Consider the following 19,141-nt stretch of genomic DNA (forward strand, 5'->3'; position numbering starts at 1 on the left):
TATTATTCTCCTACCAATCTAGACTTGTAGGACACTTGTTTAAGACGCATCGATTCAACAAAACAGTCTGGTTCACCTAACTGAACTTGAATCTGTGCAGGCGAGCATTGCTGGGTTTGTAAACGCGTTAACGTCACTTGGATATTCAGATCACTTGGTAAAGCTGGCGTATAACGATATTCCACTCTTTGCGGGGCAATAATGTGTGACGGATACTGCTCAAATGTCTTCTTTAACATCGTTTTACTGCGCGCGGATTTGTAATCGATCACGTAAGTGGCTTCTTTATCCATCGATTCGATTTTTTGAATCAGTTGCTTAATCTGCTTTTCTGTTTCTGCACGATTCTTTACTGCAAACTCAAAGCTATGATGCTCTTTATACACCACGGCTTCAGCGCCATTTCCGCCAAAATATCGCTCTGTTGCGCAACCAAAGAGTGACGATGTCAATAAAGCAATAAGTACTAGCTTCTTCATTGAATAAACCCTCCTTCAGATAGCAGACGAATCGTCGCATCCGATGACGTGTTAGAATTACCGTCAGAATCAATATTCAACCAACGCGCTAACGTTGAGGTTTTCTTGATGTGTGGCAGCTGAATATCTTTCGGTTTGATTGGTTCCACGAGGTTTACTGTTGCCACGATGATCAACTCAGTTCGCTTTCTTTCTGTCGTTGCTTTACGAAATGCAGCACCAAGTATAGGAATGTCGCCAATGAAAGGGATCTTTTGCATTTTCTCTAAATCAGCACTGCTCATTAACCCGCCAAGGATGAAGCTGTCTCCGTCTGCCAGTTCAACGGTTGTCATTGCACGTCGTGAAGCCAATTGCGGGACTCGAATCCCTATTGCTTCAACGTAGCTTTCTACTTCGCTCACTTCCGGAGCTAGCTGCATTCGGATTTTGTCTTGACTAAGTACTTTTGCTGTAAGGTCGAGCTTAATACCAAACTCTTTAAACGAAATATTTACTCCGTTGCTGTCAGATACAATGACAGGCACTTCACCACCGACAAGGAAGCTCGCCGATTCACCGGAAAGTACCGTCAGGTTCGGCTCCGCCAAGACTTCTGCAACCTGATCATCACCCAATGCAGTGATCAAGGTACTTAGGTTTGCCGCATCAAATTGGTCAAATACGAACTCACCCGCTTTAGAACCAATAGAACTCCAGTCGACCCCAACTGTTTTACTAAAAGATTCATTAACTTGAGCGACTGAGATTTTGACGTTTACCTGTTGTGTCGTTGCAACCTTAATGCGTTCAATGATTCCTTTCCAAGTCATATTGCGAGCGAAAACCATGCTCTCTGGCTCTTCATGAGCTGAATAGTCAGATTTGAACTCCAGCTTTTCGACTTTCTCCCACTTCTCGGTTTTTGCTCGTCCAAGTAAGGTTGCCACCATGCGATAAATATCATCACGAGTTTCTTCAGAATCAACAACACCACTCACTGCGACTTGCTCGCCCACCGATTGAACCTTGACTTTGGCATCAGGAAAATGGAACTTGAGTTGACGTCTAACCTCGCTTAGATCCAAATCAACGATGATGCGGTCAGAAAGCAACACATCATCGTCTGTTCCATAGACAATCAAGCGAGACTGACCAATGCCATTGGCAAAAACCACTAGCGTATTGTCATTAATGATTTTGTAGTCGGCGATATCAGGGTTACTGATAAACACCTTTCCAACCGGCATCTTTAATTGAATGTGCTGACCGTCATTAAGTGTGATAGATCGGTCAGCAGCAAAAGTGTTTGTTATAGAAAGCAAGCCAATCAAAAGAGAGGTAAAGGAGACGCACAGTACTTGCTTAATTCGATGGTGTATCATCATTACAATGCCTCTCTAGGATCATTAACGTTACCGCGTAACTCTTCGATTCCGGTATAATTGTCGATAACATTGCGTACTTCCGCGTATTCCGGCTGCGTATAGGTTTGGCTTCGATAAATTTCGATATGCATAGTTCGTTGAGCCAACGCTAGCTTTGCCAACTCATCTGGCTTCACTTCGATAACCACCGTCGTCATACCGTCTTCTTTATTTGGTGTTCGAGCGGTAATGTTGCTGTTTTCACCCTCGCCATCACCAATATTGAGTACTTTGACATGTTTTAGGAACATGGACGCTTTTACACCTCGAAAGCGCTTCGGCTTATCCATATTTTCAGCAAGGTTAGCGTTTGGAGAGCTCACGGTAAGAATGTCGATATATGAGCCAGGACGAATGTAATCTTTGATTAAGTTCTGAGCACTTACTTGCAGTGGATACAAGGTCATGCCTTCCGTTACCAGTAGATCGATATACCCTGGTTGACCGGGAGAAACTTGGTACTCTGGTAACACAACATCGCCTGGATTTAGGCTTCGGTTTAATAAAACGGATGGTGAAAAACTGATTTGTGCGTCTTCTCTGACGCCAAGCGTTAGTGCTTCACTAAGTGGGAGCTGTTGTTTGATAACTCCTTGTGCACTAATCGCATGTCCTTTTTCATAAGCTTCGGTGGTCATCCATACAGCAACATGCTGTTCATCTTTGTTATCGACCACTTCAGCGACAGCTTCGGGTTGAGGTTGACTCTTGAACAAGTCGACAACGCCAAGCGCGCCTACGATCAAGGCAACAATAGCAACAAGTAAAACCAGTCGAGATCTCATAATGTGCCCATTCTTGGAGGTTTAAATATGTGGCGTATTTTGAGTTAAAATTATTAAATAAAATCCAACACTAATTGCTATCCCATACGGGATTCCTTCTTGAATATTCACCTTATTGCTTATAATTTTTCTAGTAATCAAATAAATAACTGCTAAAAAACCGCCGGCAAACGCCGTCATAATATAGGCCCATGGTAGGTCATTGAGAGGGATTGTCAGTGACAACACTGCGGCATATTTAATATCACCAGCTCCAATCCAAATCAGAGCATAGAGTATTAACCCTATCCCTAGCACCAGCAAAAAGGTTGTAATCTGAAGATCTAATGGTGAAAGAAAACTCTGCAACAAGAGGAGTAAAAGCAAAGCGTTATTTTGTATTTTACGATGAAGAAAATCGACAATAGATACATACAAACACATCACCATCAACATTAATAAATATAACATAATAAACAAAAAGCCAACATTTGTACTGTGAAATTCAAATGATTTTGGATAAAAAACACCAGAATAAAAAATTCTAGTGTTTTTTATTTACTATGTACTATTTTGCTGCATCTTTCGCTGTAGAGATGCTAGATCCGATTGTAGTGAAAGCCTCTTTTAATTGCTTAATAAATCCACCATCCTCACTAACAGCAAAAGCAACCAAAACTGCCATTGCGACACCGATTAGACCGTACTCAATTGCTGTTACACCACGTTCATCACTTTTAAAATGTGATAAGAATAAGGTTGTTTTGACATATAATTTAGTTAACATTGATTAATACTCATAAAGTTAGTTTATAGAGACATAACATTAACAATAACTAATAACTAATTAAAGTATAATATAATTTCAAGTTGTTTCTTTTTTGAGACGTCGCGTTAGAATTTATATGGAATTTGATGTAATAAAGGGTCGCGGTAGGAATGGCAGTCACCTGCCACCCCCCGCACAGATCCGGACGTGCGCTACTAACGCATCCGGCTCCTACCTCGAGTCATACCGTCAAATCGCTTATCAGGGTATGGATGCATTATTCGTGGGGACGGGATCCACAATGCCAGATAATGACTGAATCGCTCCCACGGCATCCTTTTGCGTTGGCTTCGCCTTTTCAGGGCTTGTAGCCATGCTTTCTTTACTTCAAGAATAAACATTCCAACTGATTTCAGGTTATGCGGGACCGCATAGTAATTCATGTGCCCCATCACCACCCTGTTCAGCCATGAACCTGTCTCACCTATTGGCCGGTGCAGTCGTTTTCTTTTAAGCTCCTGACGGATCTGCTTAAGCTGCCCTCGTAATCGAGAGCGCTTGGTCTTCCGCTTCACCGTGAACCACCCTTTTCGGGTCCGCCCCATATAATGGGTAAAACCGAGGAAGTCGAAACTGCTGCTCCGCTCCCTGGCTTCGTGCGCTTCTCTTGCCGCACTCGCTCCGAATGGGATCAGCTTTGTTTTATCCGGGTGGAGCTTCAACCCAAACTTTTCCATCCGGGCTGATAGCGCTACCAGATATTGCTCCGCGTCTTCTTTCGACTCAAACCCCAGGACACTATCGTCGGCGTAGCGCACTACGCTAACTCGACCTAGGCATGCCTGTCTATATTTATGTGTCCACAGGTCAAAGACATAGTGGAGGTAAATATTAGCCAGCAATGGCGAGATCACAGCACCCTGTGGTGAGCCGATATCGGACTGCATTCTGTGCCCATGTTCATCCAGCGTGCCTACCTTCAGCCACTGGGTGATCAGCCTGAGCATACGCTTATCAGATACCCTGTGTGACACGAACCGTAGCATCCAGTCGTGTTCAATGGTGTCAAAGAACTTGCTGATGTCCAGATCCAGTACCCAGTTTACCTGGTTGCGTTTAATAGCAACTGATAACGCATCAAGTGCATCATGTTGCCCTCGCCCAGGCCGAAAGCCATAGGAAAAACCAAGGAAGTCCATCTCATAAATCTGGTTGAGGATAGTGACAACCGCTTGTTGTACTATCTTATCTTCCAGACAGATGATACTAAGTGGCCTTTGTGAGCCATCTTCCTTGGGGATGAAGACTCGCCTTGCTGGTTTTGGACGATACCGCCCCAGTTTCAGCGACAGTAGGAGTGCCTGAATGTTAGAAGGCAATGTCTGTTCATAGGCCTGCCAGGTAACACCATCACATCCTGCTGCTGATTGTCTTTTGAGTTGGTTAAAACTCGTGACAAGTAACTCTTCATCTATGAGTGAGAACAGATTATTAAATGTTTGTTTCTTGTTCCTCTTTGCAAGTTGACGTACAGCCAGCAAGCGGGACGTCCCGGAAATCCGGCGCTGAGTCCGGCCGGGGGCGCAGTGTTGGCTGTTGCTCTTGGTTGAACCCCTTCCCTCCACCAACTCCGCAACCACTTCACTGGTTTTGTTCGCTGGTTTCCGCGGTACTATGAGTTCATCCGACTTCCTGCTCATCCCTACGGCTCACCTTGCGGGTTTGCACTACAGGCTCCTTCCGTTTGAAAGGCCCGAACAGGATCTCTCAGGTTCCGTACGTTGAATTTCTCTGCATGCACAGGGTCTCCGACCCCGGGAGGCATTGCCTTGAGCTTGCCTTTTACGCTCAGGCAATTGTTGGTTTCTGTTTCACTTAACAACATCACCGCCTCCTATATGGTGATAACGTGGCTCAATACCTGGCCTACAGATGCCTCTACTAACACTTCACATTGCCAGTTACCTGACACTGCGCATAGCTCGAGGACCGGGCGAGTGGCTAACTCTTACCCGGGAGGGACTTTCACCCTCTATTCAACGCCAGCTTTGCCTGACGTTCTAAGCGTTCACCGAGGTATCTTGACTTACCAGATCTGAAGAAACATATGCAGTTTATAGATCAAAAACGTTTGGGTACGGTCTCTTCGTCACAACAGCCGTGATGATTTCACTCAACACTGACATTGCCGATAAGCCACGCTTTTTGCAGGTTTCGATGAGGGTATGTATCCTACTTCGGAATTTATCACCTGCATCCGAGGTCGTTCCGAAGCTAATTTTCCTTTGAATGACAAAACCTCTAATACATCGCTCAGCTTCATTATTGGTTAAGGGGATTGACGTTTTCTTGAGGAAAACCCACAAGCTCTCTCTATGTTTAAGCAGTAACTTGCATCGCCCTCTATACCGCTTGACCATCACACCTGTCCCTTTGCTCAACCAATGATCGAACGATTTTTGTAGCCTGTGCATTCGCCGCAAGTACCGTGAATAATCCAATTCACCTTGCTCATAACGATGCCGAGTATGGAAAATGGCGTTCGTCAGCAAACAAAGATGTTTGCCAATATAAGCGGTGTGGCCACCGCCACTATAATCCGCCATTTGCTGAAGATTGCGCTTCACATGTGCCCAACATAACTGATGACGGTCTGCGGCTATCCAGTTATAGCTTGGGCATTGGTCGCTAACCACAATGCCTGCATAGTCTTCATCGATGACCTTTTTTGCTGAGGAGGTTGAGCGTGAATAGAGTATTTGTTCATAGACAAGGTCATCACTGGCCACTAACCAACACCAACGAAGGCCCGTTTCATCATTTCGGTGATGAGAGGTTTCGTCAGCATGAATCAAAGTCGCTTTCTTTAACGCTTGTTTTATCGCCTGATGCAATGGCGTTAGCATTGAAGCGACCTTCGTTTGCGCTTCGCTAATCGCGCCGACCGAAAAGGTTGTGCCAAGCTGTTCTTTAAGTAGAGATTGGATTTTCCGAACACTGAGGTGATATTGCCCTGCAAGAACTCCAATGTAACTTAATAAGTTCGGCCCTATAATCCCTTGCGATGCATCGTCAGGCTTTTGAGCCTTGACGGTTTCTTTACAGTGCCGACATTGGCCTGAAAATAAACGGTATTCGGTGATATCGACAGTGGGTTTTGGAATATCGAAGACCTGATGGCGGTAGTAAGGGCCACCTTGAACATCGATATCAGACTGGGCACAGCAAGGGCACACTTCAGGAAAACAATCGATAACTACATCCGTTGCTTTCAGTCGTGAGAGTTTTCGTTGATGCCCTGTGTGGCCTTCTTTAGCTCCTCTCGAATTGCAACCACTAGAGCTTTGATCTTTTTTCGCTCATGCTTGTCCTTAGGGTTGTCAGACGAAGGTGGTTTCGATGAATTTTTGGAGTTAGTAGCTTGTTTATCGGTAAGGTGGCGCAACTGTTCCCACAACTCTTCAATCAGTGCGTTTGCTTCGTTAAGGTCAGAGGCTACGGGCGGTTCCTCTTGATATTTAGGGGCTTTCTTTCTGCTCATAACAAACAGGATGAAGCACTGGAATGCTCACTCAATAGCCAAAAATGGATCAAGTGCTGAGTGTCACACTTTTTCTGTCAATAGGGGCTTGGTGAACACTTACGAAACGGTCAATGACCAACTTAGCCTTCGGGGCATGCTGTTTTACCGAAGCGATGTATGCCTGTCCCATATCGGTGGCGACGGCTTCAATCGGTTTTTTACAACGCGGCTTCCGTTTCCAAAAGCCGTTAAGGCTTTCGGCCTTCTTTCCTTTCTCTGTATAAATGACGGCACTTGTCTTCATATCAATCACAACCGTCATGAAGCCACTTTTTGAGCCACAGTAAATCTCATCAATTCCAATGTGAGTGACGTTTTTAAGACAAGGTTGAGAGTATCGCTTTTGCAGGTAATGCTTCTGAATATCTTTCACTGTATCCCAACAGACACCACATAGCTTGGCAATGGCATTGATGGTGACGTTCAAGGCTGACAGCGAGAGAACATACTGTTCAAAGCCCTTTGTGTAACGCACCTTGGGACGAGGAACAAAATTAAGCGGCAAATACCCGAGTGTATTACAGGCTCGGCATTCAATCCGCTGGTTTGCTATCTGGATGTAACAGGGGCTAGTGCCAATTGGCGTAGCGATGAAACGGCGAACCTTACCACCTTTTTTTATGACATCACGACTACGACATGATGGACATTTAATATGAGGATTGTGTGCTACGTGAAAGATGGTCGCGTCACCATCAAACTCTGTAGAGCAATAATGGAAAGGGCCGCGTATTCCAAAGCGATGGTAAAGAAGTGAAGTTGACATTAACTGGCTATTTTTGGCGATATGGTATCAGAAAAGCCATTCAGGTATCGATTTTCCGGATGAACCGTCTTTTCTTTCTGTTCCAAGACTAAGCCAATTTTTTTGACTATAACTGTTTGGTTCATAAGTCTGTCCTTAGTTGAAAGGCCGCGGCGCTAAAGTTTTCAGTTGATTTCAGTTCATTTCGTCGACGATTATTATGGTATCTGTGCCAGCTGAATAATTAGCACTCTGGAACTGTCCAAGCAGGGCTATTTGACGGTGATTTTAAGAGTGAGGTGGGATGATTTGGGGGAATGGCTATTACATAACCATAAAGTGATACGCTTTCACATGTGAAAGTGGGAGTCACGCAGTAGCGGTAACTCCTTTTGGTTATGCTTTAATCACAGTGGTGGTCTTGCTTGATTGTTCTGTATAGTTGCTTCGCTTTTTCTTGGTCGGGCGTTGTAATAAGAAATATCTTATTTTCAGTTCTTGAATAGAGTGCTCGTGGCCCGCGATAGACATTCAACATAGCTCTGAGCATGATTTTATGAGCATTCAAATCTTTATTTTTCAATATCTCATCTAGTGCGTCACCCGATGTCACCAAGACTTGGTTGTCATACTCGATATTGACCTCACCAACCAACAGGCTTCCAGATCCGATAGCTATTTGGTTTTTGAGTTCTTTGATTGCATCTTCAATAGTGATAATTTTCATTTTGTCCTCCAGGTAAATCTATTGTCATTTTTTCATATCTGATGACGTCTGCTTAGCTATCAAGTTGCCCTTCTAAGGCACACACACTTGTTTATGGCGGGCTTATCTTTGTTCTGACGTAAAATATTAAAAAAAATAAATAAGTATTTGTTTTGGGGTTGCGTTATTAGCTTTTCATGAGACGCTGGATATATACAAATAAATGGAGATATCGAGATGAATAAGTTTTTTAGCGCAATCGCGTTGACGACTTGCTTGGCAATCACAGGCTGCGTTTCAACTTCAGAGCCTGCTGTTTACGACAGTAGTCACAGCCGTGCTTACAATATTGCACAGGCTGGTGGTTTATATGATGTAAAAGACAAGAAAGTCCCGCGAGCTGACTATGAATCGCTGAGCTTCGCTGGTGATGCAACAGCAAACACGCTACTTTTTACTTCGTCAGCGGGCTTGGGCATGAGCCTTTCAGAAGGCTTCGGTATCGGCTTGCTCACTGCTGCTCTGGAAAACCCAGATCCAGCCCAACGCAATAGCATCGTAGCTTGGATGCCACAATCTGAAGCCGAATCGCCAGAACAGGCTCAGAAGCTGCTGCTTGAGCAGGTGATGCAAGCGATGTCGGAAACTTTAAATGAGCTTGGTGCTGGCTATGAAAAAACATCAGCCACCGATGATGAAATCACTGAGTTTTACTTCTATAGCGATGAGTTAGGATGTCCAAAATATGAACAGGGCATGACCAACCGCGATCTTTGCTACATGCGGGCGCAGATCATTGAGCCTTACCTCCACGTTAGCCCTGAGTTCGTCGAGAGCAGCACTCAAGCCTACACTTTCAGTTCCAATCACAAGTATCGCTATCATAGATTCCGTGTTACGGCTGGAAAAACCGCAACTCTTCCATTGGAGCAAATCTATGCTTCAGTCAGCAAAAAGTTGCCTGAGTGGGCCTATCTATACATCGCGTCTGGCAACTTACAGTTCGGTGAGCAAAGCGTAACCGCGCCTTACCTGCTTGAGCAAGGTCAGCCTCATCTGTTCATCACTCAAGATGACTCCTGAGTAAGAGGCCAAGCTGATGATGACATTAACGACATTTTCCGAGAAACAATCTGACTCACAAGCATATGTATACTGGCGTGTTGGCACCAAGCGAGGCGGCATTCTTGACGTAACTTTAGGGTTTGAGCATAGCGACAGTGCGTTGATTGCGGAGCTGTATGCCATCCAACATTTGCTCTTTGTTTTGAAAGTTCTTGGCCGTGAGCCGGGTTCTGGCAACGGTTATCGTTTGACTGTATCGAAAGGTGCAATCAAAAAGCTTGCTCTTGGGCGTTCCGATAAAAAATATGCCTTTAAATATTCGGCCTTCCTGCGAAATCGTATGGTTGGTGTCACCATCGAGGTTTCACGGTCGCAGGTTTTTTTTACCAGTGATTGACGATACTCCAATAGTGGATCTTGCTGTTGGTTCGCACGATGGGCTCTGTGAGCTTCAGACCATTATTACGCCAGCGATGGGCAAGGTGAGAATTACCAAACATGCTGTCGAGCAGTATTTATCGCGACTCAACTCAGGTAAGCCTAAGAGTCCTTGGCTTTCGCTGGTTAAGCGTTTAAAGCATCCTAAGTTATGCCTCTCCTTCTTGACGGACAAGGTTCGCCAGCATAAGGCTCAAAAGTACGGCACCGCTGATAACATTGAGGAGTGGCGGCATCCTGACGATGAATTTCGCTTCCTTGTGTTAAAAAACGGGGATACTCGCACATTAGTGACCAGCTACCCTCGCTGTTGATGGTGGGCTCCGACTTTCACATGTGAAAGTCGGAGGCTAAGTAAATGCTGATTGTTTTTCGCGGCCAGCTACCTCGTTTTCAGTGGCCTTAGGTCACTAAAGTAATTACATTTTATCTGGGGTCATTGGTAATAGCGCACTCTGTAGTTGCCCATTCTGGGCGCAATCCTGTTGTTTTAATGCTTTGGTGGTTCACCGCTTCTGCCAAGCAACTTCCATAGCAGGCAAAATGCGTAAAAATGATCTCTCAGTGTTGTTTCGCTAAGCTCTTCTCGTCGATGGTAGTAACGGTGGATATGTGCCCGGCCAACCTGGGCTGGCTGTTTTACACCATGCTCGTTAGCCGCAATATCTTCCAGTGCCGTTATCAGCCGCTTAACCATATTTCGTCGCGCAATCTTACCGCCGTGACGCACATATTCGTGGCATCGTTGTTTGACCCATCGTTCCATAATCTTCAGCCCAAATAATTGTTTGTTACGTCAATACGACCGTGACCCAGTTCTCTTGCTACTTGAGTACGGATCTCTTTATCCAATGCCCTCGCATGTGAAACGCTGATCTTCAGTTTTTCAGCAAGGTATTGATGGTGAGGCCTACCGTGACCAACTTCCGCTCGAACTGGGCATTCAGCTCGCATCAGTGTCAGGTAGCGCTCTTGAGCATAATGGTGGCGCTCTCCATGAAAATTTACCGGTAAACGGGCGGCTTCTTTATAAGCGTCTTGACGAAATTCTTTATAGGTCTGGTGAGCAGGGATCAGGCTTCTACCATCTTGAATTGCAGCCGCTCGTTGTAAAATTTCTACTTGTTGCTGAGAGAGGATGGGCACGCAACGGTGGCGTCCTCCCTTTGTGCCATCTTTAATATCAATTACAGACTTTGTTGTCGCTTGTTTAAGCGCGGCTTCAGCATTTAACTTGGCTGACTCTTCAAATCGCAATCCAAGTTCCCGTTGCAGATCCAGCAGCACGCCAATTCGGTCCGACGCAGCTGAGATTGCCAGATTATGAAGCTCAGGCGTGGCACTTCGGCTTTGTTCACAAACCCCGGTTCTGGTTGGTAAGCCGCCTTCACGCACCGGATCTACCCGCACTTGATTATCTCCTCTGGCGATCTCCATCACCCGATTAACTGCACTCATGTAGTTTTGTGCAGTCGCCGGTGAGATCTGGTCACGCTCAAAGCGATCTCGCAAATGCGCAGCATATTGTTGTAGGTGATGAGTCTCCAGCTTGCGCATGTCTTTTATCTCAAGCTCCGATTTGGCCCATGTCGCAAACACCCGCCATCGATCATGGAGTATTTCTCGTGTTTGAAAACTTTGCACATCTTCCTTTAGCGCATTTAACCCAGCTCGGATCATATCCCTGTTTTGTAAGCCAAAATTGTAAGCGTCTGGATTTGCTCGTTCGCACCTCATTGCTCTCGTCCCTCAGGTTATTCAACTAGCGGCCATGCTTTTCATCATTGATTGGTAAGTGATAAGGCAGTTTTTCTAACAGCTCTGCTTGCTGCTTGGCCTCCGAGATCTTGCTCGGCACATAGGGTAGATAAGCCCGATACCCACGGTTTTAGTTACTGATAAACAGTTACGAATGAACATCGCTATGGAGAAAGCAACTCGTTCAACTACCTGGTTCGTTGCATCGATGCGTTGTACCGGTAGCAGATCCGGCTAATGTCATCGTCTTTGTTTCCTTGTATTGATGGAAGGAACCTGAGATAAGCAGGATTTTTCGTGCATTTTCGTGCGCGGTGCGAAAGCCCTGACGCATTGAGCTTCAAGGCTTCCGTCGGGGGTAGCTACCCCCGTCTCTGTTCCCTGACGGTAAACAGAGACGGGGGCGAAGCATCAGCTCCGCAACAATAGCAACATCAGTTGCAGGTTGTTGCTCAGGAGGAGATCGAGCATTTTTGACTGGCTCAGGAGGGAGCCTTGAAGCTGAGACCTTTGGCTGGTCGCAGGTAAGAAGCATTGTGCTGCGCAAAACGCATACAGCAGCAATGCAGCAGCACAACGCTGCACACAATAAGAATAGAAACATGATGTTTCCTCCGTTCTGTTAGATTTCAGGCGGAGGAGTGCCCTATCGGGGGTCACATCCCCCAGATGGGTTAACTATGTAGAGCCATTCGGCTGTAAGTATTTTGAAGTGGTTTATGCTATTTCTTGGTAACGATGACTAGCTATCAGCGACCGACTTTGGGCGGTATTCCATCTTTTATGATAGTTTGGTTAGTCTGTGTGTCAACTGCTATCAAAAGAGGCTTTTTAGGTTGCTTTTCGACGTAATTTTCAGTCCTTTCGTCACAACTATTAATCCAAAAGCAACTTTTCGATGGCTTTCAAACGGTAACTCTTCACCCGCGAGCTATTGACTGTGGTTTACGCTAGGAATGCTGGCACCTGATAATTCACTTTAAGCATGTGGTGTTCGACGATTTCACGTAACCATTTATAGGCCGAGATCTGCTGAAGTTTGGCAGTCTCTATGAGTGAGAACATGCGCTCACGGAACAGATCTCCTCGATATGAGCGAGTCACGTAGCAGCACTTTCTCATCAATATATAATTACGGAGGACCCGCTCTGCGGCATTGTTCGTTAATGGGCACTTGGGGTCATCCATAAAACGCCACACCATAGCATCATCAGATATGAGATTTTGGCACCGACCTCGATAACGTTTCGAACATTGATAACTGCCCAGTTTGAGCCAATGAAGCCAGCTTTTTCTCAACCGCCTGAGCCGGCGATAGTATTGGGTTTTGTTGATCTTCTCTTCGATATATCGATGATGGCACCTGAATACACTGTGGGCGATCAAAGCGAGTTTTTCCCCGATTTTTTGATTTTCAGGACAAACACTCTCCTCTATGGCGATGACGTTTCTTAAGATGTGCGCCCAACATAGTTGCCGTTTTGATTCATCAATGTATTTGTAGGCCGAGTATTGGTCGGTCACTAAAAGGTGTGAAACGGCTTCGCCAAGCAATCGCTTTGCGGCATGTTGGTTTCGGCCGCTGTTGATTTGAAAGAAAGCAGCGTCATTACTCAGTGCTGCCCACATCCAGCGTTTTTCGTTATTGCGTTGATGTGAGGTCTCATCGGCCATAATCAGTTGAGAGGCTTTAAGTGTTTCATGGAGCTGTGTGTGAGTATCCTCTAAGTACTCCGTCACTCGGCCTTGTGCAGCTGATATCGCCCCTGTAGAGAAGTTAAGTTGAAACACATCCTTCAGCATAGATTGTATTTTACCTATGCTTTGGTGGTGCTGCGTCGCTTGAATTGCGATAAAGCTATGTAGATTTGGGCCCATCTGAACATCAGGTACACCCGTAGGAAGCTCTGCTTGATGCTTATCACCACACCATGAGCACTCTCCTTTGAAGACCTGATGCTCTACAAGAGTGTAAGAGATATCAGGCAAATCAAAGATTTGGTGTCGTTTATAAGGCTTTCTATTTGGAATAACACAACCACCGCAATGGCATGTTTTATTTGGTAAATATTGCTCAACCGAGGCACTGTCTTCAATGGGGTGAAGCAGTCGGCGGTGGCCTTTATGACCTGGTTGAGCTCCTGGCTTTTTTCCAGATTTCTTCCGATTCGGCGAAGTATTCTTGGCTTTATTGTGCAAAGGCTGTTGAGATGACGGCACAGAAGAGTTTCGGCTATTTTGGTTTAGTCGGTCTTCGAGTTCGGCCAGCTTGTTCCATAGAAAATGGATGATATCTTTCGCCTCTTCAGGCGAATCGAAATCTGGTGGTGGAGGTAGCGTTTTCTTATTCATACCTCCAGATTGCCAGCTCAGAAAGATCACTCAAGTTGAGTATGGGATCAAGTTAACCTTGTCACATAACTTCGCTGTCAAGGCTTCGCGGGTGAAGAGTTACATTATATTTACGCTTAGTTCTAGCTGAGTTTTCTTTGATTTTTTTGTTAACAAACCAAATGGGTAAGTATTTTTCATTTATCAACATTGAAACTGGAGCATAAAAGCTTGATGAACCAAAGAATTCTCCTCCTTCGTCACAAGAGCTTTTATATCTAGTTTTCACTGTCGCTTTTATACTTTTATTCGTTTTGCCAGCCGCGACTTTCACACAAACAAAAGCTTGGCCATTTTTAATCAAAACTTTTTCTAGCTGATCAGCAAAGTGCTCAGCTTTCTTTTTTATTTCATCAACATTGTAATCAAACGCCACTTTCGACAGGTTACGTGCAACAAGTGAACTACTATTTTCATCAAACTTAAATTCACGCCGTGTGCGTTGCAACAAATGTAATAAATCATTTTTAGCGTTAAATTTTAAGCTTGTAAAAATATCTGGCAACTGAATCTCAACATATCGTCCAGCCAACCAAAAGCTCAGCATATTAATCATAAATTTGCCTCCTTTCTTTTTTCATCAATATAATTAGCTAAATCGATTACGCTTACTAAATACTCTGACTTTTGAGATTCACGAAAAGCGGTGATTGGTAGTCGATTAGCTGTCGCTCGATCCTTAGCAGTCCTTGGAGCCAAGCCAAAGTATTTCTCAGAAATCTGGCTCAATGGGACTACAGCTGTATTAAATTCAGCCATCAACAAAAAAAGTGTATTCAAAGTAAACTCCTCCATTTCCAATCTGAACTCAATTATTATCGTGCGTTTTAATGTGCAACATATAACGTGGATCTGCCCTTTCCGGGCACTTAGAGACGTTTTTTTAAGTGTTTAAGGGCTTTGATGTGTAATTCGAGGGAACTAAATCAGAAGGTTGCGATCTGATCGGCTAAGTAAGTTAATCATCCTAGTCTCATGCCGAAACCTCGCTACAAAACAACGAACTGGAAACAGTACAACAAAGCCTTAATCAACCGCGGTTCACTCACTTTCTGGATTGATGAAGAAGCCATTCGCCAGTGGAAGCAGAGCAAACAAAATAAACGAGGTAGACCTCGTCAGTTCAGCGACTTAGCCATTACTACTGCGCTTATGGTGAAACGAGTTTTCTCAATGCCGTTGAGAGCATTGCAAGGGTTTATCGATTCTGTTTTTTCATTGGCTAACGTCCCTATAGTCTGCCCACATTAAAGGGTGGGATCGAACTTTAACCACTGAAAATAAAAGACTTTATTTTATTGGGAACTTTTCAAGGTAATCACGATCTGATCATGAAGTTAAAAATATGAGAAACTCGTGCATGATTATCATTGAGCAGCTAAAAAAAGTGAAAGATACCCGTTCGCATATCAACCAAGTGTATCCTGTTATGGAAGTGGCTTTCTTGGTCATAACCGCCATGATTTGTGGTCAAAATAAGTGGACTGATATTAAGGATTTCGGCGAAGGAAATATCGAGTGGTTGCGTGAGTATCTCCCCCTACGACAATGGTCTCCCCACTCGGCATAATATTGCCGCGATAATGAGAACTGTTGTACCAGAGACGCTCTTGGAAGCGATGGTAGGCTGGGTCAATTTGCACAGAGAAAAGCATGCTCAGCCCATAATCAGCGTTGATGGGAAGGTTCTAAAAGGAGCGAAAGCAAGCAAACAAGAACACCCTCTCTATATGGTTTCGGCATTTGACGTAGATGAAGGTTTGACTCTCACACATCAACCTTGTGACGGTAAAGGTATGGAGCTAATAGCGATAAAAAACATGCTCGACGCTTTGGATGTCAGAGGGTGCTTATTAACTGCTGATGCGCTTCATTGTCAGGTTGAAACACTGAATAAAGTGGTTGATAAAGGGGGTGATTTCTTAGTGCAAGTCAAACTGAATCAGCCAAGTTTGTTAGCAGAGATTGATGCGCAGTTCCAAGACTATTGGGCTTTGCCAGAAGAACAACAGGAATCGTATATCACTGAAGATAAAGGGCATGGAAGAGAAGAGATTCGTGAGGTTTACGTGCTTCCTGCCTCCTTCAGCGAAGAACTCAAAGATAAGTGGAGTGTTGTAAAAAGCATTGTTGCGGTGGTAAGGGATAGAAGCATCAAAGGGAAAGGAAGCTATGAAACATCGTACTACATTTGCACAGACCATTTGTCTTTAGAGTTAGCCTCAAACGCAACAAGGAAACACTGGCACATCGAGAACCAGCAGCACTGGGCTTTGGACGTTATTTTCAAAGAAGATGAGCAGCGAATTTACGCTGGGGACTCGGCATTGAATATGGCTTGTTGTCGCCGATTTGTGCAGAACCTCTTCAGGAAGTCAGAAGGGAGCGTGTCTGTACCAAGGAAGATGAATAAGGCTACGTGGGACAAAGATTATAGAGCAAAAGTTCTCTTTACATCAGCTTAACAAAGTACGTTCGCGCCCTTGCCCACATTACAGTTGTATCAGTCGAAGAGCTAAGCAAGTCGAGGTTTCATTTAAACCAAAGAGTAGAGGTGCAATACAGCATCTAGCTATTGATGCAACAGGTCTCAAGGTTTATGGCGAAGGTGAATGGAAGGTCAAGAAGCATGGTACTGACGGGAAGCGTAGAGTCTGGAGAAAGTTGCATTTAGCGGTAGGCACCAGCACTCACGAAATCGTCGCGGCAGAACTGAGTTTATCTAATGTTACCGATGCAGAAGTCCTCCCTAACTTGCTCAAGCAAACCCGCCGAAGAATTATCGAGATATCTGGCGATGGCGCTTATGACACAAGGGATTGCTACGATGCCATACGGTTCAAGCGAGCTGTTCCACTCATCCCTCCAAGAGAAGGGGCAGCCTTCTGGGAGAATGGTCACCCTAGGAATTTAGCGGTAGGTTGCCAGAAGCTCTACGGCTCCAACAATAAGTGGAAAAAGCGGTACGGCTATCATCAACGCTCACTATCAGAGACAGCAATGTATCGAGTGAAGCAGTTGTTAGGTGGGCGATTAAGTCTGAGAAACTACAATGCTCAGGTTGGTGAAACTTACGCGATGATTAAAGCGCTGAACAAACTTACAGGGCTTGGTATGCCTGAAACTCAGTGTATTGTATAAGAATCAACCAATTGCAGGCAGTTTGGTTCTCTGACCGAATTACGCAACAAAGCCGTGTTTAAGTGGAAAGCCTGTCAAGGGTTCCAGTGGCCGAATACGGGCTTTAAAGCGCCAGCCTTGCTCTGCTATGGAAAAATGAACTAAACGCGAACTATGAGCTAAAGCGGCCACCCCTTGACTGGATTGCAACGTAATAGCCTTGACTGAGGAGGTTGGCTTCAGGCCGAAGGCCGCGCCATCCTCCTGAGTCCCCGGCGGCGAGGGGTTCCCCCCTTGGGGGGCGGAGGGGGGTATCACTGGCCCCTAGCGCGAGCTAGGAAATGGCCAGGCATTATTTTCTTTTCCTCATAACTCACACAAAGTGATCTATAGAAATAGTTTGTATCTTAATGATTTTAATGAATAGAGCGGGTTTTGCGCATAACTTTCCTGTGTGCGCAGATAGACAAATCTACCCACTTGCAGATAAGAGTGGATAACTAAATTAATCCACAAGGAAAGCCACAGGAAGCACCTGAGCGCGTCAAAAATAACAGTGAGTAATGTTAAAAGGTGGGGAGATCCTGCCGGATCTTGGCTTGCAGGAATGACAAACGCCGGACATGTGCCCAGCTAGGTTTTAATCCGATTGGATTTATTGAACGATATCAGGTGGCGGGTGACTAATGCCTATATCCATACTGTTCATGCGCTCCCAAACTAGCTTATTGAACTGCTCACTGCTTAGTTGGGCAAGCTCATGGGCTGGCATAGACTTGGTGAGGGACGTAGCCACTTCATGCTTGCGTTCGTCCAAACTCTTGGATGCTAGCTTGTTCCGGCGGCGTTGAGCGCCAGCGTTCTGCTTACGGCACTCCCATGCACGTTTGAAAATTTGTTTACGTTTACGCATTCTCGCTACTGCTACCGTGATGATCTCGCCCTCATCGGTAATGCCTTCATTGCGCAAAGCCAGCTGTTGTTCTCTCTGTAAGTTCAGCTTTTCAAGGTTGGCACCCGCCAAGCGATAAAACTCATCAGTAAGCACCAGAACTTTAGGGAACCAAAAGCCATTAGCCTGATCCCATACCATGCCACTTTTCGGGCTGGATTGGTCGCCATCAGAATGCACATAAGCTAAACCGAACGGTATCATGACTTCATCAATAAAACGACTAATCCGGCTTACGGTTACTTTGCTTTCAGTAAGGTACTGCTCACCCGTTTCTGGGTCTGTTACCCACGTTTTGGACAGTTCGGCGGCCATATCTTCCAGATCGAGTTCAATGATACCCGTCACCAAATCGTGGCGTGATAAGCACAACTGAAACATAGGATTGATAAGGTTGCGGCGCACGTGTTTAAAGTCACGCTGACGGCCAGCAGCCTGACGCAAGTGAACAAAGTGGGGATCGCGGGAAATGTCGCGCTTACGACAGAAGTTGAACGTTTTACCCAGCTCACCCGGTAAATTCTTCCAAGATGCAGGACGGACGTAAATGGGCTTTGGGTTTAAACAACAGGTGCTGTGAGTTCCTCTCTTGCGTTTGGTACTTTTACAACACAAGCCATTGGAGTGAGAGCTCGCTCCCCTTCCTGCTAATTTTACGTTATTAGAATACACCTTGGCACTTCCCCGCTCTGGAGAAGTAGTGCAATCTCAACAAATTTGACTTGTTAAAAATCCACATTTTGCTACACTAATCCTCGAATGAAAGACTAAACCCGTGAGGAGCTCCAACTCCGTTATCAGCGGGTTTTGTTTTATCTGTCATCAAGTTTTTGATTAGCGTAACTATCTGTCCCACTTTCACATGTGAAAGTTAACGTGCCCCCCTATCAGGGAAAATTCACGTACGTGCCCATGTTTAAAGGGTTTGTAATGCATTGAGTTCTCAGTTTTTGAATGTGACTGGT

General features: G+C 45.1%; 18 protein-coding genes and 3 pseudogenes. 6 read left to right on the forward strand and 15 right to left on the reverse strand.

The features are described 5' to 3' along the window. Window positions 1–2 precede the first annotated feature (2 nt). The 9 genes from R7041_RS13410 to R7041_RS13450 all read right to left on the reverse strand — a co-directional run bounded on the left by R7041_RS13410 (window position 3) and on the right by R7041_RS13450 (window position 8,473). Window positions 3–479: a hypothetical protein gene (locus R7041_RS13410; RefSeq protein ID WP_017190738.1), complete on the reverse strand. Its 477-nt coding sequence runs from the start codon at window positions 477–479 to the stop codon at window positions 3–5. Then, on the reverse strand, window positions 476–1,846 hold the full coding sequence (locus R7041_RS13415) for a type II and III secretion system protein family protein (RefSeq protein ID WP_257888043.1): 1,371 nt from the start codon (window positions 1,844–1,846) through the stop codon (window positions 476–478). Before R7041_RS13415 ends, R7041_RS13410 begins: the two co-directional genes overlap by 4 nt. Beyond that, on the reverse strand, window positions 1,846–2,670 hold the full coding sequence (gene cpaB, locus R7041_RS13420) for a Flp pilus assembly protein CpaB (protein ID WP_258512645.1): 825 nt from the start codon (window positions 2,668–2,670) through the stop codon (window positions 1,846–1,848). The genes R7041_RS13415 and cpaB overlap by 1 nt, the downstream gene beginning before the upstream one ends. A gap of 21 nt (window positions 2,671–2,691) precedes the next feature. After that, window positions 2,692–3,120: a prepilin peptidase gene (locus tag R7041_RS13425; protein WP_257888072.1), complete on the reverse strand. Its 429-nt coding sequence runs from the start codon at window positions 3,118–3,120 to the stop codon at window positions 2,692–2,694. A 97-nt stretch (window positions 3,121–3,217) separates the two neighbouring features. Next, on the reverse strand, window positions 3,218–3,436 hold the full coding sequence (locus tag R7041_RS13430) for a Flp family type IVb pilin (RefSeq protein WP_257888045.1): 219 nt from the start codon (window positions 3,434–3,436) through the stop codon (window positions 3,218–3,220). 197 nt (window positions 3,437–3,633) lie between these two features. Then, a complete protein-coding gene (gene ltrA, locus R7041_RS13435; RefSeq protein ID WP_258512646.1) occupies window positions 3,634–5,118 on the reverse strand; it encodes a group II intron reverse transcriptase/maturase in 1,485 nt (494 codons plus the stop codon). A 414-nt stretch (window positions 5,119–5,532) separates the two neighbouring features. Next, window positions 5,533–6,959, reverse strand: a protein-coding gene (gene tnpC / locus R7041_RS13440; protein WP_373273928.1) for an IS66 family transposase whose coding sequence is annotated in 2 segments (ribosomal slippage) — window positions 5,533–6,764 and window positions 6,764–6,959 — 1,428 coding nt in all. Because the reading frame shifts where the segments join, the coding sequence is not laid out codon by codon here. A 49-nt stretch (window positions 6,960–7,008) separates the two neighbouring features. After that, window positions 7,009–7,767: a transposase gene (locus tag R7041_RS13445; RefSeq protein WP_257888047.1), complete on the reverse strand. Its 759-nt coding sequence runs from the start codon at window positions 7,765–7,767 to the stop codon at window positions 7,009–7,011. Window positions 7,768–8,149: 382 nt separating this feature from the next. Then, window positions 8,150–8,473 carry a hypothetical protein gene (locus R7041_RS13450; protein WP_257888048.1) on the reverse strand — a complete coding sequence of 108 codons (324 nt, stop codon included), beginning with the start codon at window positions 8,471–8,473 and terminating at the stop codon, window positions 8,150–8,152. 216 nt (window positions 8,474–8,689) lie between these two features. Here R7041_RS13450 and R7041_RS13455 point away from each other — a divergent pair, with 216 nt between their 5' ends. The 3 genes from R7041_RS13455 to R7041_RS13465 are packed head-to-tail and all read left to right on the forward strand — an operon-like array spanning window position 8,690 to window position 10,269. Beyond that, complete coding sequence (locus tag R7041_RS13455) at window positions 8,690–9,535, forward strand: hypothetical protein (protein ID WP_258512648.1); 846 nt, start codon at window positions 8,690–8,692, stop codon at window positions 9,533–9,535. A 16-nt stretch (window positions 9,536–9,551) separates the two neighbouring features. Further along, window positions 9,552–9,914: a hypothetical protein gene (locus R7041_RS13460; RefSeq protein WP_258512650.1), complete on the forward strand. Its 363-nt coding sequence runs from the start codon at window positions 9,552–9,554 to the stop codon at window positions 9,912–9,914. After that, entirely contained in the window at window positions 9,907–10,269 is a 363-nt protein-coding gene (locus R7041_RS13465) for a hypothetical protein (protein WP_258512652.1), read from the forward strand. Before R7041_RS13460 ends, R7041_RS13465 begins: the two co-directional genes overlap by 8 nt. Window positions 10,270–10,445: 176 nt before the next feature. Here R7041_RS13465 and R7041_RS13470 read toward each other — a convergent pair whose 3' ends face one another. The 5 genes from R7041_RS13470 to R7041_RS13490 form a co-directional block, all read right to left on the reverse strand. After that, window positions 10,446–10,721 (reverse strand): hypothetical protein, encoded by a 276-nt coding sequence (locus R7041_RS13470; RefSeq protein WP_258512654.1) that lies wholly within the window; start codon window positions 10,719–10,721, stop codon window positions 10,446–10,448. A 5-nt stretch (window positions 10,722–10,726) separates the two neighbouring features. Next, window positions 10,727–11,599: an integrase domain-containing protein gene (locus R7041_RS13475; protein WP_318128641.1), complete on the reverse strand. Its 873-nt coding sequence runs from the start codon at window positions 11,597–11,599 to the stop codon at window positions 10,727–10,729. 1,059 nt (window positions 11,600–12,658) lie between these two features. Continuing rightward, a complete protein-coding gene (tnpC, locus tag R7041_RS13480; protein ID WP_258512394.1) occupies window positions 12,659–14,065 on the reverse strand; it encodes an IS66 family transposase in 1,407 nt (468 codons plus the stop codon). A 61-nt stretch (window positions 14,066–14,126) separates the two neighbouring features. Beyond that, window positions 14,127–14,660 (reverse strand): hypothetical protein, encoded by a 534-nt coding sequence (locus R7041_RS13485; RefSeq protein WP_318114919.1) that lies wholly within the window; start codon window positions 14,658–14,660, stop codon window positions 14,127–14,129. Continuing rightward, window positions 14,657–14,884: a pyocin activator PrtN family protein gene (locus R7041_RS13490; RefSeq protein WP_225484611.1), complete on the reverse strand. Its 228-nt coding sequence runs from the start codon at window positions 14,882–14,884 to the stop codon at window positions 14,657–14,659. Before R7041_RS13490 ends, R7041_RS13485 begins: the two co-directional genes overlap by 4 nt. Window positions 14,885–15,079: 195 nt before the next feature. On the opposite strand from R7041_RS13490, the pseudogene R7041_RS13495 reads away from it, so the two are divergent. The 3 pseudogenes from R7041_RS13495 to R7041_RS13505 form a co-directional block, all read left to right on the forward strand. After that, window positions 15,080–15,352 (forward strand): annotated as a pseudogene (locus tag R7041_RS13495) (transposase); the annotation flags it as partial. 112 nt (window positions 15,353–15,464) lie between these two features. Continuing rightward, window positions 15,465–16,569 (forward strand): annotated as a pseudogene (locus tag R7041_RS13500) (ISAs1 family transposase). A 19-nt stretch (window positions 16,570–16,588) separates the two neighbouring features. Beyond that, a pseudogene (locus R7041_RS13505) lies at window positions 16,589–17,245 on the forward strand (IS5-like element ISVpa3 family transposase); the annotation flags it as partial. Between the two features lie 634 nt (window positions 17,246–17,879). On the opposite strand, the gene repA reads toward R7041_RS13505, so the two are convergent. Then, window positions 17,880–18,848, reverse strand: a complete 969-nt coding sequence (gene repA, locus R7041_RS13510; RefSeq protein WP_258512503.1) for a plasmid replication initiator RepA — start codon at window positions 18,846–18,848, stop codon at window positions 17,880–17,882. Window positions 18,849–19,141 lie beyond the last annotated feature (293 nt).

The sequence above is a fragment of the Vibrio sp. 1751 genome, assembly GCF_033339895.1.
GTDB lineage: Bacteria > Pseudomonadota > Gammaproteobacteria > Enterobacterales > Vibrionaceae > Vibrio > Vibrio alginolyticus.